Genomic DNA, 15,472 nt, shown 5'->3' with positions numbered 1-15,472 from the left:
GCTGTGCATTCTGTTTACTTTTCGCAATACCGGGCAATAGTGGCTGGCCGATATTTCAGACTCTGTTTAATTGCTGTAGGGCGTCCCAGTAGTCCCTTCTTTTTTTCTTGTGCTCATCGTGTGCAAGCCATTGTAAGAATTTTCCTAGGAAAACTTCTGTGTCGAGAAAAGCCTGTAAAGACGCGGGCTTGCGGCGTGTGGTTGGTGAATTTCAATTGTTGTGGACTCAACTGTTTCAAATAACTACAAAACCTTAAGTGTTAGCATTTCAGCGTCTATTAATTAATGAAGAGTGATTGCGTATCCGGCGTTCGTGGCTGCGCAATATAAAACCTTTGATATCGGGTGAAGTACTGATGAGCACGATCCATGACCAGGCAATGAACTATGTCTACCAGCAAGTATTGCAACGATTGCTGAGTTTCTTTTCCCGAGCAGAACGCACGGCATTGCAGCTGTTGATTCAGCGATTGGCGGTAGCCGCAGGGGGCATGGATCGTGTCGGTGAATTCAAGGTGCTGGTCACGCAATCGGGCACTCGTGATTGTTGCTACAGCCTGGCCCTGTTGCGTGCTGCGCAACTGAGTATCGCCGGACGGGCTCCGGGAACCTTCCAGTTACGGGTGGCGACCCTGCGTGGTTGCGCCACACCGGCGTCGGCATTGCACAACATGCATCGCAGCTTCAGCGCCCTGTTTCTGTATGACGACCCAAGGGTCGAACTGCTGATGATCGACAACCGGGAGGTCTTGCCTTTCAATCATCAGGAGCCTCTTTCCGACGATGGGCGCGAGGCTAACCGCATCAATTTGCTGATGGTTGGCCACCGCCGCTCCTGGAGCGAGAGCCTGGAGCTCTGGGATGATGCGTACCTGGCCACGGCCGAGTTCTACGGACAGGTCGCTCGGTGGAGCAATGGTGTCGATGCACTGGTCAGCAGCGACTCCGCACGCCGTCAGGCGCACTTCCTGCAAGGACTGGATCGTGCAGCGCAGAAGGCCGGCATGGGCGCGCTACCGAAGCGGACCGCCGGGTTCGATGAGTTGTTCGATGTGCTGGACGGTATGGGAGGTGACTGTTACCGGGAACTCCGTGCACCCGACGATCTGCCGCCATGGCGGCCGCTCGGCCAGTTCGAAGCCTGCCGACGCACCAGTTATATCGGCATCGATGACATCGTGGTGGGCAAGATGGAGGAACGGTGGCCCTTGCTCAGCGATTTTCTCGGGTTCCAGACTGACGATCTGCTGTTCGAGCCGGGTACCGGTGAGTCGACGGATCCCTTGATCGCGGCCTACCTGAGCGGTCTCCAGGCTTGCTGCATCGAGGGTCGCAATTACGAAAGTGGCGTATCCGAATACCTGCAGCGCTGCCTCGCATCGATGCGCCGCCAGGACGTTCCGGAGCAAACCTGCGAGCGCTTCATGGCGACGTTCGGCACCCTGACAGATCCAGGCGAGCATAGGTCACTGGCCGCCACTGCCTTGCAAAAGAATTTCGGGCTCAATGAAGCGCAATTGGTCTGTCTGATGTTTGCACCTTTCACCGAGGGTGGCGCAGGGCTCGAACGTTTTCTGCGAATATGCCATCCAGGCATGCTGGTGGCCATGCCGGATCTGCATCGCGCGATGCAGGGGTTGCACGCCCCTGAGCAGGTTTTGCAATGGATGACCGATGTCAGCGGCTTGTCCGTGCAACTGATCAGCCGGTTGTATGCCATGGCACCTGTCCGAGTGGCTGAGCAAACGACGCACGCCCCGGACCCTGCCGACAGTGAGGTTGCCGTAGGCGACCGCTCGGCGGAAGGCTGAGTGTGAGTATTGCGCCCGCCCGCCAAAGAATGCCGGACGCCCGCTCATGAACGCCTCGCGTGAAACCGATTTCGCCTATCAGGCTGTCTATCGCTATCTCACTCAACTGATCGATGGGCCTGGCGGCGAAGGTGCGATGCGGCTGCCATCCTTGAGGCAACTGGCCGAACGGTTGAACGTGTCGATTTCGACCATCCAGTACGCCTATGCACTGCTCGAGAAAGAAGGCCGGGTCTATTCCGTGGCCAAGTCCGGGTATTTCGCACAGCCGGCGTCCTCGGTCATGCCGCCGGGTCGAGGCAATGACCTGCTGGAAACCGTCTATGTCAACGCCAGGTGTTTCGGCATGCGCGTATTGAGCGCCGACGATCCGGCATCGATCCAGCCGCTGGACAGCCCGCTGCTGATGCTCGAACGGGAGCTGATGCGGCAATACCCTCGGCAATCACAGGTCCCGGCCCAGCCTTGTGGCGAGCTCGAGTTGCGCATGCTGCTGGCGGCTCGATACACCTCGTCCCCGAGCCACTGCTGGCACGCCGAGGACGTCTATATCGGCGCTGATGTGAGAGGGGTACTGGAGATCCTGATCGCTGTTCTTGAACTGCGTAACGCGACTGTGGTGGTTGAATCGCCCTGCGACTGGATGGTGTTGCGCCTGTTCCAGTCTGCCGATGTGAGGGTCATCGAGCTGCCGGTGCAACCTGGCGGGGAGCTTGATCCACGGCAATTGAAAATGTTGCTGGAAACCGAACCGGTTCGACTGATCCTGCTGTCCTCTGTGTTGAACATGCCCCGTGGCAGTCTGACACCTGAGGAAAATCGCGAAGCCATCGCGCAGTTGCTGAGGGATCATGGAACCTGGGTGCTGGAAAACGACAGCTACAGTGAGCTGGGTGACGACTGTGAGCGTCGGCCTCTGCGGGATTTGCTGGACCCGGATCGTCTCCTGGTGTTTTCCACCTTCGAAAAGGTGATCGGTGTCGAAGCGCCTTACGGCTTCGTGCTTGCTCGCCAGTGGCGCACCGACTTGCAACGGCACTTTCTGCTGCGCTCGTTCCGACTTTCGCCGATTCGCCAGAAGGCCATTGCCCGACTGTATGCCAGTGGTCGGGTCGATCAGCATCTCCCGGTGTTGAAGCGCCTGCTCAAGGAGCGTCGTACCCGGTTGATCGAGTTGCTGCGCGAAGGGCTGGGCGACGCGCTGCACATTGATGAGCCGCAGGGCGGCGCGACGGTATGGGTGCGCTCGTCGCGTCGAGTGGTGATGGGCGCCGTGTTCCAGCGCTTGCTCAAGCAGCACGTGTTGATCGCACCGGGCGAACTGTTCAGCGCACAAGGCATGCATGGGCAACACATGCGCCTGAGTGCGACAGCCAGCAACGGGCCTGAACTGGAAGGCGTCGTCGGTTTGATCGGCGATGCGTTGCGACTGGCGCCCGATGGCTGAGCTGTTAAAAAACATCGGGGACGCACTGGATAGATCCCATCGCACTACGGTCAAACTGCCAGTAAACTCCGCTGTAATTTCCTGAACCACTCTATTTCAGAGGTTTTGCATGACACTCAGTCCTTTTGCGGGCAAACCGGCACCGGCAGAGTTGTTGGTCGACATCCCGCGACTGGTAACGGCGTATTACACCGGTCAACCCGACGCTTCGATTTCCACCCAGCGTGTGGCGTTCGGTACTTCTGGACATCGTGGCAGCTCCTTCGACTTGAGTTTCAACGAGTGGCATGTTCTGGCCATCAGCCAGGCGATCTGCCTGTACCGCGAAGCCCAGGGCATCACCGGCCCGCTGTTTGTCGGCATCGATACTCATGCGCTGTCCACACCGGCCGGGGCCAGTGCCCTGGAAGTGCTGGCAGCCAACGGCGTGACCGTGATGATCGCCGAAGGTGACGAGTACACCCCGACGCCGGCCGTGTCCCACGCCATTCTTTGCTATAACCGTGGCCGCACCACCGGCCTGGCTGACGGCATCGTCATCACGCCGTCGCACAACCCGCCACAAAGCGGTGGCTACAAATACAACCCAACCAACGGCGGCCCGGCCGACACCCACATCACCAAGTGGATCGAAGCCAAGGCCAACGAACTGCTGACGAACAAACTGGCGGGCGTAAAACGCATCGGTTACGAACAGGCGCTCAAAGCCCCGACCACGCACCGCCACGATTACGTCAACACGTACGTCGCCGACCTGATCAACGTCATCGACTTCGATGCCATCCGTGGCGCCAAATTGCGCCTGGGTGTCGATCCGTTGGGCGGAGCAGGGGTACGCTACTGGTCGGCCATCGCCGAACACTATCGTCTTGACCTCGATGTGGTGAACAAGGAAGTCGATTCGACGTTCCGCTTCATGACCGTCGACTGGGATGGCCAGATCCGCATGGACCCATCGTCCAGCCATGCCATGCAAGGCCTGATCGGCCTCAAGGAACGCTTCGACGTCGCGTTCGCCTGCGATCCGGACCATGACCGTCACGGCATCGTTACTCCGTCCGGCGGCCTGCTGGCGCCGAACAATTATCTGGCAGTGTCGATCGACTACCTGTTCCAGAATCGCCCGCAGTGGCGCGCCGATGCGGCCGTGGGTAAAACCGTGGTCAGCAGCGGTCTGATCGATCGCGTGGCCAAGCGTCTGGGCCGTCGTCTGTACGAAGTGCCGGTCGGTTTCAAATGGTTCGCTGATGGCCTGTTCGACGGCTCTCTGGGTTTTGGCGGCGAAGAAAGTGCCGGCGCGTCGTTCCTGCGCAAGGACGGTGGCGTCTGGAGTACCGACAAGGACGGTCTGATCCCGGCCCTGCTGGCTGCTGAAATGACTGCCCGCACCGGTCGCGACCCAAGCCAGGCCTATCGTGCACTGACCGAAGAGCTGGGCGAGCCGTTCTCGGTACGTGTCGACGCCAAGGCCAACCCTGAGCAGAAAGCCCTGCTGAGCAAGTTGTCGCCTGAACAGGTGACCTCGACCGAACTGGCGGGCGAGAAGATCCAGAGCATTCTCAGCAAGGCACCGGGCAACGATCAGGCCATCGGCGGTCTGAAAGTGATGACCGAGAACGGCTGGTTCGCCGCACGTCCTTCGGGCACCGAGGACATCTACAAGATCTACGCTGAAAGCTTTATCGGCGACGACCACCTCAAGCAACTGGTGGCCGAAGCGCAGACCCTGGTCGATGGTGCAATTTCCACCAAGTGATCACTGCTGAATAGAAAAGGGCGACCAAGAGGTCGCCCTTTTTTTGCCCGCAATCCAGCCGGTCAGGCCAGATCCACCAACACGATTTCACTGTCTTCAATGGCCGTGACGGTCAGCACCGGCTCCTGGCTCACCGCGACACCGTCTCGAGCTTGTGCACGCAAGCCGTTGACTTCAATCATACCGGTGGCCGGTACGAGATAAGCGCGGCGTCCGGCATCCAGTCGATACTCGGCGGTTTCCCCGGCCTTGATGGTGGCCGCCACCAAACGTGCGTTGGCGCGAATCCGCAGGCTTTCATCGTCACCGTCCTTGCCGCTGGCAAGCGTCACGAAACCTTCGCGCTCACCTTTGGGGAACGGTTTGGCGCCCCAGGATGGCGGTGCACCGGTTTCGGTCGGCAGAATCCAGATCTGGAAGATCTTGGTCGGAGTCGCTTCCAGGTTGTATTCACTGTGGGCGATCCCGGTGCCGGCGCTCATCACCTGAACGTCGCCTGCTTCAGTGCGACCCTTGTTGCCCAGGTTGTCCTGGTGGGTAATCGCACCTTCACGCACGTAAGTGATGATCTCCATGTCCCGGTGCGGGTGAGTGGGGAAACCGGTGCCCGGGGCGATGATGTCATCGTTCCACACCCGCAGGTTGCCCCAGCTCATGCGCTGTGGATCGTAGTACTCGGCGAACGAAAAATGGTGATGGGCATCCAGCCAGCCGTGATGGGCGCCGCCCAGCGAGCTGAAGGGTCTGAGTTCAAGCATGATCTTCTCCTCAAAAGGTTCGTCATGGGGCGTTTCGGCCGCAGCCACGAAGCGAGACCGGTGATTGATGGCGAGCATCATCTATCAACCAATAATCGAGAAAAAGCGTAAAAAGTGCTGCATTCCCATCGAATTGGCTGATGTTATAAATCTCGAAACGCTGTCATGCAGCCTTCAGTTCATCGCCTAACTCAATGACCTGTAAGCATTTCGCTAGAACTCAACGATAAATGCAGACACCATAGCCCTCAACAGCCTCAGCCTCTGGAGTCCGTCAGCGTGGCGCAACACACCCCCGATCTTCCTCCCGAACTTCGTCCCCTGGCCGAGATGCCGTGGTTCAAACGCCTGGCGGCGCGTTTCCTCGGGCATGGTCTGACGCAATTGCGCGCCCAGCATCGGGCCTCGTGGCTGCACGGTCAGGCCGATGGCTTTCGCAGCGGGCACACCGCCGGGTTCGATTACGGCTACAAGGAAGGCAAGGCCGAGGGGCTGGAAGAGGGTCGTCAGGTCCTGTTGATCCGCGACAGCCGCAGCACCGAGCATCGTGCGCCGGGTATCGACAATCACCTGTTCGATGACTGGCGTCTGCCACTGACTGCCGAACTGAAGAAACGCATCAAGGCTGACGTTGCCCGCTTGCTGCCGGCCCACGCCCAGCCGAGCGTGGCGCAATGGAAGATGATCTTCAGTGATACGCCGTCAACGTCGGTAGTCGCCGGGGCGGGGGCTGGCAAATCGACCACGCTGGTGTTGCGCATCCTGCTGCTGACGCACTACCTGGGCTTTGAGCTGGATTCGATGACCGTGGTGACGTTCACCCGGGAATCGCGCAAGGATTTCATCAGCAAACTGATCGAGCTGTTTGCCCTCTGGGGTCATTCCCTGAGCCAGAAGACCGCCCGGGATCTGGTGCGCACCTTCCATTCGCGCATTCTGCCGATGGTGCGCAGCCTGCCGGGGTTCGAGCGTTTGCAGGCGTTTGAAAACCTCAGCCTCCGGCCCCAGGGCGGGGACGAGGACGTCGACAGCAATCCATTCGATCTGCGGATCAACGACGCCCAGCGCCAGCAGCTCAACGCCTGCTATCACCGGCTATACACCGAGGACGAACGTTTCCGGCAATTGATCCAGCCACTGTCCCGGCATGCCCTGCAGCTCAAGGAGCTGGAGCGCGATCACCCGGACGTGCAAAAACGCATGGCAGTGACCGAACTGGCGGCCAAGCGTGACGAAGAACTGTGCGATCTGATCGAGGATCTGTGGTTTCGCGCCGGTGCCTGGCCGATCAAAGGTGTCGAGCCGAATCGTCAAACCTTCGAGATCAACGGCTCGACCTTTCACTGTCATGGCTATATCCCGAGTCTCGATGCCTGGGTCGTTTTGGGCTTCGATCCGAGAGAAAACCCGCAAGTCTGCCGTCCCAATGCGAAGCTGACGGTCCGCGCAGAATGGGCCGTGAAGCGCACCCTGTTTCAAGCTTTCTGCCGTAAGCCATTGATATGGATAGATAGTTACGAGTCATCAAGACGTGTTTTGTCCACGTTGGCAGGGGACGCCAGTGCGGGGCCTGGCTTCGATTACAAGGTCAAGGGAGAGCTCGCATCCGCGCCATTGCTGGACTGTTTTGTCGCTGCCGCCGGATTTATCGAGAACCTGGGCCTGGATGTACCGGACGCCGTTGGCCGCATGAGTTTCGCCAAGGATGATCCGGACCGGTCTTTCTTCGAGGCGCTGAGCCTGTTCTGGCGCGCACTGGAAGATCATCTGCTCGACCAAAAGCCGCCGATCATGACCTACAACCGCATGTTCGCGCTGTTCAGCGAGCACTCGCCGGAAAACCTCAAGCTACTGAGCGATGAACTGCTGCGCCCCATGTCGCACCTGATGATCGACGAGTTTCAGGACGTTTCACCGCAGATCGTCTCGTGGATTCGCGCGAGCCTTGCAGAGATCCGCAGCCGTGGCCCGGCCATGCACGTCGGACGCGGTGCGCAACGCTCATCCTTGCTGTGCGTAGGGGATGACTGGCAGTCGATCTACGGCTGGCGCGGCAGCTCGCCAAGCTACTTCATGGAGTTCAACAAGGAGTTTTCCTCGCCAAGCACCACGCGGGTGATGCTCAGCGACAACTACCGCAGTCATCAGCACATCATCGACGCGGCCGAGCACATCGTCCGTGCCGCACCGGCGATTCCCGGCAAAAAAGCCAAGGCCAGCGGCGAGGAGAAGCCGTTGCAACCGGTCAACGTGCTGGAGCGCGATGATCAGGCGCTGGGCCAACGCCTGGCGGAACATTACAGAAATGGCGATTCGATCTTGATGCTCTATCGAAAAAGTAGTGATAAGTCATTGATAGAACAGCATATTCAGTCAGTAGTTAATGTTGATTCGAGCTTGCCGTACGAGTCCCGACGCTTGAAGCAGCTGACCTATCACAGCGCCAAAGGCTTGCAGGCCGATGCGGTGTTTCTGCTGGGCGACTGCCAGCACCTCACCAGTTCGCCCTACAAGAATCAGGTCTACCGCATGGCCGGGCTGGGCAAGGCCGGTGACAACGAGCCTTACGACACGGCGCAGAAGGACGAAATCCTGCGTCTGGCCTATGTCGGCATAACCCGGGCAGTGAGTCATTGCTATTGGTACGTCGAGCCGCAGGATGCCCAGGCCGTGAACATGCCGCGTGCATCGGACCGGGTCGCCAAGGGCAAGCCGTTCTTCGTCGATCACCGGCCGGAAAAGAAAACCGCCTGAACCGATCGTCCACAAAAAAAAGCCCGCGCAGCGGGCTTTTTGTTTTAAATCAATAGTTTATGCGTAACTTCTAAGAGACTCCGGAGGAACAAAAGCTTCCAGTTCGTCCTCGACGGCTTCGATTATTCGTTCAACATCCGCTGCGTTCATCACCGTGGCACAGGGAATGCCGGCAATGGCGATCAGGGTTTCGCCGCTGGCCCGATCGAACAGGCGGGCGATCATGCTGCCCGGTGCGTCCATCGTGGCTTCGAAACCCATGGGATGAAAATGCCAGCGCATCAGCTGGCAAGCGTTGGGGAATGTGACCTTGCTTGACCCTTTGTTCATGTGTTGCCCGCCTTCTTCATCGAGCGCTTCCGTTTGCTCATGGTAGGTGGGAAGAGCCTTCATTGGCTCAACCGGTGACTGTTCTTAAAAGTAGCATCTGGATGTGAAAACCCTGTGAGAATTTTCAGGCCGTTTGGCGATTGCAGGGATTTTTTTGATGTAAGTCACGGCTGATGAAATTGTCGCCAAAGTGCCACTATGCGCCGCTTGGTTGATGAAGCGCCAGAAGTTGGGCAAGCTCGGTTCTTTTGCCAAGAGTCCCTTATGCACGCCGATGATGACGGCCCGCAGCAGACCCCGGCCACGGCCGAAACGGTCATGCGCTATCACCTGTGCTGGAAACACCGGGACCTGGATGGCGTCATGGCGCTTTACCATCCGGACATTCAGTACAACGATTTCTTCCAGAACCGCGTGCTCGGTCTCGACGAGTTGCGCGAGTACGTTCGCGTCAGCATGCCCCGTGAATCCGACGAGGCGCTGGAGCATTGCGACCGGATCCGCATCGACGGCAACACGGCGTTCATTCAATACGAAGTGACCCTGCGTGGTGGCAATGGCCTGGTGTCGTTCCGTTCCAGCGAAGCGATTACCGTCAAGGACGCGAAAATCTGGCGGGTCAACGAATACGCGTCGCTGGTGCGCGAGCAGGGCTCCAGTACCTCGACGCCGAGTCAGCGTCCGGCGGCGAGCCGACTGGGCCTGTCGCCACGCCAGCTGAGTTTCATGGCCGAAGACCTGCAGCAGTATTTCCAGCGTCAGCAGCCGTACCTCGATCCCGAACTGGATCTGCAACGGGTGGCGAAGGAGTGCGGTTACAGCCGCAATCAGATTTCGTATTTGCTGAACCAGGTGCTGGGGCAGAGCTTCTACCGCTACGTGAATCAGGCGCGGCTCCAGCATTTGCTGCAATCGCTGGACAACGCCACGCCGCCGCTGCGAATCGATGAACTGGCGTTCGCCGCCGGGTTCAACTCGATTTCGGCGTTTTATAGCTGTTTTCGCCAGCACACCGGCCAGTCGCCCAAGGCTTATGCCAAACAAATTTCTTTGCGGACACGCGCGCAAGACAGTCCCTGAGGCCAGCCACTAGGATCGACGCCATCGAAATCTGGATTGGCGGAGTCTTGCATGCCGGCGTGGCGCACTATCAGTTTGTGGATGGACCAACTCGACGAGCCGCTCACTGCGCGCCCGGCGCTGGAACAAGACCTTGACGTCGACGTGGCAATCATCGGCGCCGGCTACACCGGGTTATGGACTGCGTATTACCTGAAGAAACACGCGCCAGGCCTGGACATTGCCATTGTCGAGGCGCAAACCGCCGGTTTTGGCGCGTCCGGTCGCAACGGTGGCTGGCTGATGGGTAATCTGCTGGGCGAGGATCGCCTGCTGGCGGGCCTGTCGCCACAACAACGCCGCGCCTCATTCGATCTGCTGCACAGCATTCCCGATGAAGTGGAAGTCGTCCTCGAACGCGAAGGCATCGACTGCGATTACCGCAAGGGCGGGGTGCTGTACTGCGCCGCGCGCTATCCCGAGCAGGAAGCCAGCCTGCGCGAGTATCTGAACAAACTGCACGCCCAAGGCCTGACCGACGACGATTATCGCTGGCTCAATCCTGAGCAACTGGCGCAGCAGATTCGCGTCGCCAAACCTTACGGCGGGATCTTCGCCCCGCACGTGGCGACCATTCAGCCGGCAAAACTGGTGCGTGGCCTGGCCCGGACCGTTCAGGGCATGGGCGTGAAGATCTACGAGAACAGTCCCGTGACCCATTGGCAGTCGGGCAGTCTGCGTACCGACAAGGCCAGCGTGCGCAGTCGCTGGATCGTCCCGGCCATCGAAGGTTATTCGGTGACGCTACCGCCGCTGGGTCGTTATCAATTGCCGGTGCAGAGCCTGATTGTCGCCACCGAACCGTTGTCGGCGGCGACCTGGGACGAAATCGGCCTCAACCGTGGCCAGGCTTTCAGTGAGTTCAGCCGTCAAGTCACCTACGGCCAGCGCAGCGCCGACAACCGGCTGATCTTCGGGGCCCGTGGCGGCTATCAGTTCGCCGGCCAGTTGCGCCACAACTTTGATCTGACTCGGGATGAAGTGGAGCTGCGGCGCCATCTATTCGGCGAGCTGTTCCCGCAGTTGAAAAACACAGCGATCACCCACGCCTGGGGCGGCAATCTCGGCATGTCCCGGCATTTCAAGCCACACATGCTCTGCGACCGGGCCAACGGCATCGCGCTGTCCGGCGGTTATGGCGGGGAGGGCGTCGGTGCTTCCAACCTCGGCGGTCGCACCCTGGCCGATCTGATTCTCGAGCGCGATACCGAACTGGTGCATCAGCCCTGGGTGCTGCCGGACGGCGGGATCCATGCGCTGCGGGCCTGGGAGCCGGAGCCGTGCCGCTGGCTTGGCTACAACGCGATCATCAAAAGCTTCGTTCACGAAGACCAGACCCTGGCCAACCCGGCGACCGCACCCTGGCGGCGCAAGCTTGCCAGTCGGGTGGCCGGGTTCATGGAAGGTTTCATGCACTAAACGTTGTTCAATTCCAAATAGGTAACGCGATGAGCATCACCCAATTCAAGAACACCGCCACGCTGCAACTGGATGAGTCCAACCCGGTGGCCGTGCCGCTCGGCACGCCGGTGGCGATTGCCTCGACCACCGCCGTCGAGCGCGACGACGGCGTCGAAACCGGCGTCTGGGAATGCACGCCAGGGCGCTGGCGGCGGCAGATCACCGCCCAGGAGTTCTGTCACTTCATTTCCGGTCGCTGCACATTCACCCCGGATGACGGCGGCGAAACCCTGCACATACAAGGTGGCGACGCACTGATGTTGCCGGCCAACACGCTCGGCATCTGGGACATCCAGGAGACCGTGCGCAAGACCTACGTCCTGATTTTCTGATTGCTTGATCCTTTTGATTGCCTGCCAACAACAATAGCCAATACAGGAATCGATCCATGATCCGAAAGACCCTCGCTCTCGCCCCCTTGATGCTCGCAGCTTCCCTTGCTCAGGCAGCGGAAACGGTCAAGGTCTACAACTGGTCCGACTACATCGCGCCGGACACCGCGAAAAACTTCGAAAAGGCCACCGGTCTCGGCGTCACTTACGACGTCTACGACAGCAACGAAACCCTCGACGGCAAACTGATGACCGGCAAATCCGGTTACGACGTGGTGTTTCCGTCCAACCATTTCATGGCGCGGCAGATTCAGGGCGGGGCGCTGATGAAACTCGACAAGAGCCAGTTGCCGAACTGGAAAAACCTCAATCCGGTGTTGCTCAAGGCCTTGCAGACCAACGATCCGGGCAATGAGCATGGATTTCCGTACCTGTGGGGCAGCACCGGCATCGGTTACAACGTCGCCAAGGTCAAGGCCGTACTGGGCGATAACGCACCGGTGGACTCCTGGGATCTGATCTTCAAGCCCGAATACATGGAGAAGCTGCAGAAGTGCGGCGTGGCGATCCTCGACAACGGCCCGGAATTGCTGCCGGCGGCGCTCAACTACCTGGGTTTGCCGCATCACAGCAAGAACCCCGAGGACTACAAGAAGGCCGAAGCGCTGCTGATGAAAGTGCGGCCGTATGTCAGCTACTTCCACTCCTCGAAGTACACCAGCGACCTGGCCAATGGTGATATCTGCGTGGCGGTCGGTTTCTCCGGCGACATCCTGCAAGCGGAAAACCGCGCCAAGGAAGCGAAGAACGGCGTCGATATCGGCTATGCGATTCCAAAGGAAGGCGCCGCGATCTGGTTCGACATGGTTGCCATGCCCGCCGATGCGCCGGATGCCAAGGCTGGTTACGCCTTCATGAACTACCTGCTGCAGCCCGACGTCATGGCCGGCATCAGCAACTACGTGCATTACGCCAATGGCAATGAACAGGCGGACAGCCTGATCGACCCGGCCATCAAGAACGACACCAAGGTGTATCCGAGCGCGGAAATGATGGGCAAATTGTTCGCGCTGGAGGCTATGCCGCTGAACATCGACCGGATTCGCACTCGCGTCTGGAACAAGATCCGGACAGGCAGTTAAGAATCATGGAAGTAAGGATTTAAATAGCGGATCAGTCTAAAAAACTGTCAGATCTAACAGGTGGAATTCCTGTATTTAACGTGTGTAATCAAGTCGGCAGGTACAACGCCTGCTAATGTTAAATGCAGGAGATCTACCATGTTGAATAAGGACAATCGGTTAAATAAGCCTTCGGCGGACACCAAACCTCATGCAAGAAATGTCTGGACATGTACGGGCGAGATTACAAACACGATCACTAAGAAAACATATCCGTTAGAGACAGATTTTGTGGCCCGTGATTATGGAATGCAGTATGGGATTACGATTGCTGGCAGGGACCCGGAAATTCCCGGCATGTCGAGTGCTCTCAGGATTCTTTTCAATGAAAGTCAACCACCTAGTGCAACCTACCCTATTGGCAGGGAGGGGATGTACGTTGAGTACGGGCGGGAATATCACGAGTCTTATTACTCCGCCGCAGATGGCGAGTTGAAATTGATCAATCTCGCAGATAAAAAGTGGTTAGAAGGTGATCTGACAATGAATACCAACGAAAACTCGGGTGATCAATACACGATCAAAGCGAAGTTTACCCTGCAGCAATAAAATCTGTGCCGTGCGCATGCCGGCTTTAATGCTCCTGCTTTAATTAAAGTCGGCAACTCGTTTTACAAGCTTTAAATCGACGATTTAAAATCAAGCGTTCGGCCAGTTAGAGGCCAAGTGTGATTGAGCAGCGACCACACGACTCTATCGCTTGATATCAATTCAGTAGCACTTGAAATGCCTAGTGCAGAAATTGCGACGCAGCCGACAAAAATTAACTTACCTTTATTTAATATTTAAATAGAAAATCGTCAGACAATTGGGCAAATGTACCAAGTTTTGAACATTTTTTCGGCGCCGCACTCTTTGTTTACGGGGCTTTCGCTGAACAGTTCAATTTGATTTCAAAAAAACGCTAGACGTTAGATTTCAAATTGTGTCAGGTTTCTTACGCCTTCATTGGGCGAGTGATAGGACAATCTCGCCAGAGGTTGTCGCTATCGGACAAAAACTGTTCCATTGCTAAACAAGGAAGTGTGTTTATGTCGAAAGTAAAAGCTAATGCTATTGATACCGCCGAACAGGCTTTCCAGCTGAACGCGGCGCCACAACCACTGGCAGCGACCAGTTCGGCGTTCAACCAGATCAATAGCTTCAGCCATCAGTACGATCGTGGCGGCAACCTCACGGTCAATGGCAAACCCTCCTTCTCGGTGGATCAAGCCGCAACTCAACTGCTGCGTGACGGTGCTTCCTGGCACGACCTCGACGGTAGCGGCAAGATCGAACTGACCTACACCTTTCTGACTTCCAAGACTGCCAACTTCGGCGGCCTGGGTGTCACCGGTTTCAGTCAGTTCAGTGCCCTGCAAAAAGCCCAGGCGGTGCTCGCCATGCAATCCTGGGCCGATGTCGCCAACGTGACCTTTACCGAAGCCGCCAGAGGTGGCGACGGCCACATGACCTTCGGTAACTACAGCGGCGGTCAGGAAGGCGCGGCGGCATTCGCGTTCCTGCCAGGCACCGAGCCAGGCTATGACGGTCAGTCCTGGTACCTGACCGGCAGTGGATACGACGTCAACAAGAACCCGGGCGTGAACAATTACGGGCGTCAGACTTTGACCCACGAAATCGGCCATACCCTGGGCCTGTCTCACCCTGGCGACTACAACGCCGGCGAAGGCAATCCGACGTACAAGGATGCTTCCTACGGGCAAGACACCCGCGGCTACAGCCTCATGAGTTACTGGAGTGAAAGCAACACCAGCCAGAACTTCAGCAAGGGCGGTGTCGAAGCCTATGCCTCCGGCCCGCTGATGGATGACATCGCAGCGATCCAGAAGCTCTACGGCGCGAACATGTCCACCCGTACCGGTGACACCACCTACGGCTTCAACTCCAACGCCGGTCGCGATTTCCTCAGCGCGACTTCATCGTCGGACAAGCTGGTGTTCTCGGTGTGGGATGCGGGCGGCAAGGACACCTTCGACTTCTCGGGTTTCACCCAGAACCAGAAGATCAACCTCAATGAAGCCTCGTTCTCCGACGTTGGCGGCCTGGTGGGCAACGTGTCCATCGCCAAGGGCGTCACCATCGAGAACGCCATCGGCGGTTCGGGCAATGACCTGATCATCGGTAACAGCGCAGCCAACGAACTCAAGGGCGGTGCCGGCAACGACATCATCTGGGGCGGCGGCGGTGCCGACAAGCTGTGGGGCGGTTCGGGTTCGGACACCTTCGTGTTCGCAGCCAGTTCCGATTCCAAGCCGGGTGCGATCGATCAGATCCTCGACTTTGTCAGCGGTCTGGACAAAATCGACCTGAGCGCGATCACCAATGGTTCAGGCCTTCACTTCGTCAGCGCCTTCACCGGTGCGGCGGGCGATGCCATCCTGACCTCCTCGGGCGGCAACAGCCTGCTGTCGGTGGACTTCTCCGGGCACGGCGTGGCGGACTTCCAGGTCAGCACCGTTGGCCAGGCGGCGATCAGCGACATCGTAGCGTGATGTGAAAAAGGAAAGCGGCGCGTGATGC

Annotated in this window: 12 protein-coding genes; 10 read left to right on the top strand and 2 right to left on the bottom strand. The window is 58.3% G+C overall.

Features of this window, described 5'->3' with window-relative positions; translation table 11 throughout:
* Positions 1-356: 356 nt before the first annotated feature.
* The 3 genes from ACKLNA_RS05570 (at position 357) to pgm (ending at position 5,014) form a co-directional block, all read left to right on the top strand.
* Entirely contained in the window at positions 357-1,811 is a 1,455-nt protein-coding gene (locus ACKLNA_RS05570; protein ID WP_408985165.1) for a hypothetical protein, read from the top strand.
* Positions 1,812-1,857: 46 nt separating this feature from the next.
* On the top strand, positions 1,858-3,258 hold the full coding sequence (locus ACKLNA_RS05565; RefSeq protein WP_408985164.1) for a PLP-dependent aminotransferase family protein: 1,401 nt from the start codon (positions 1,858-1,860) through the stop codon (positions 3,256-3,258).
* Between the two features lie 109 nt (positions 3,259-3,367).
* Positions 3,368-5,014: a phosphoglucomutase (alpha-D-glucose-1,6-bisphosphate-dependent) gene (pgm, locus tag ACKLNA_RS05560; RefSeq protein WP_408985163.1), complete on the top strand. Its 1,647-nt coding sequence runs from the start codon at positions 3,368-3,370 to the stop codon at positions 5,012-5,014.
* 62 nt (positions 5,015-5,076) lie between these two features.
* Here pgm and ACKLNA_RS05555 read toward each other — a convergent pair whose 3' ends face one another.
* Complete coding sequence (locus tag ACKLNA_RS05555; RefSeq protein ID WP_408985162.1) at positions 5,077-5,772, bottom strand: pirin family protein; 696 nt, start codon at positions 5,770-5,772, stop codon at positions 5,077-5,079.
* A gap of 279 nt (positions 5,773-6,051) precedes the next feature.
* On the opposite strand from ACKLNA_RS05555, the gene ACKLNA_RS05550 reads away from it, so the two are divergent.
* Positions 6,052-8,526, top strand: coding sequence for a UvrD-helicase domain-containing protein (locus ACKLNA_RS05550; protein WP_408985161.1), 2,475 nt, complete (start codon positions 6,052-6,054; stop codon positions 8,524-8,526).
* Positions 8,527-8,583: 57 nt separating this feature from the next.
* Here ACKLNA_RS05550 and ACKLNA_RS05545 read toward each other — a convergent pair whose 3' ends face one another.
* Positions 8,584-8,856, bottom strand: a complete 273-nt coding sequence (locus ACKLNA_RS05545; protein ID WP_096820481.1) for a DUF1652 domain-containing protein — start codon at positions 8,854-8,856, stop codon at positions 8,584-8,586.
* A 264-nt stretch (positions 8,857-9,120) separates the two neighbouring features.
* On the opposite strand from ACKLNA_RS05545, the gene ACKLNA_RS05540 reads away from it, so the two are divergent.
* The 6 genes from ACKLNA_RS05540 (at position 9,121) to ACKLNA_RS05515 (ending at position 15,444) form a co-directional block, all read left to right on the top strand.
* On the top strand, positions 9,121-9,936 hold the full coding sequence (locus tag ACKLNA_RS05540; protein ID WP_114882900.1) for an AraC family transcriptional regulator: 816 nt from the start codon (positions 9,121-9,123) through the stop codon (positions 9,934-9,936).
* 51 nt (positions 9,937-9,987) lie between these two features.
* Entirely contained in the window at positions 9,988-11,394 is a 1,407-nt protein-coding gene (locus ACKLNA_RS05535) for an NAD(P)/FAD-dependent oxidoreductase (RefSeq protein ID WP_408985160.1), read from the top strand.
* Between the two features lie 29 nt (positions 11,395-11,423).
* Entirely contained in the window at positions 11,424-11,768 is a 345-nt protein-coding gene (locus tag ACKLNA_RS05530; protein ID WP_408985159.1) for a cupin domain-containing protein, read from the top strand.
* A 56-nt stretch (positions 11,769-11,824) separates the two neighbouring features.
* Positions 11,825-12,910 (top strand): polyamine ABC transporter substrate-binding protein, encoded by a 1,086-nt coding sequence (locus ACKLNA_RS05525; RefSeq protein WP_408985158.1) that lies wholly within the window; start codon positions 11,825-11,827, stop codon positions 12,908-12,910.
* A gap of 138 nt (positions 12,911-13,048) precedes the next feature.
* Positions 13,049-13,498, top strand: coding sequence for a hypothetical protein (locus ACKLNA_RS05520; RefSeq protein ID WP_408985157.1), 450 nt, complete (start codon positions 13,049-13,051; stop codon positions 13,496-13,498).
* Positions 13,499-13,980: 482 nt separating this feature from the next.
* A complete protein-coding gene (locus ACKLNA_RS05515; protein WP_408985156.1) occupies positions 13,981-15,444 on the top strand; it encodes a serralysin family metalloprotease in 1,464 nt (487 codons plus the stop codon).
* Positions 15,445-15,472: the final 28 nt, after the last annotated feature.

The organism is Pseudomonas sp. UV AK001 (assembly GCF_046097675.1).
GTDB classification, from domain to species: domain Bacteria; phylum Pseudomonadota; class Gammaproteobacteria; order Pseudomonadales; family Pseudomonadaceae; genus Aquipseudomonas; species Aquipseudomonas kribbensis.
This window is presented reverse-complemented; position numbering and strand designations above follow the sequence as displayed.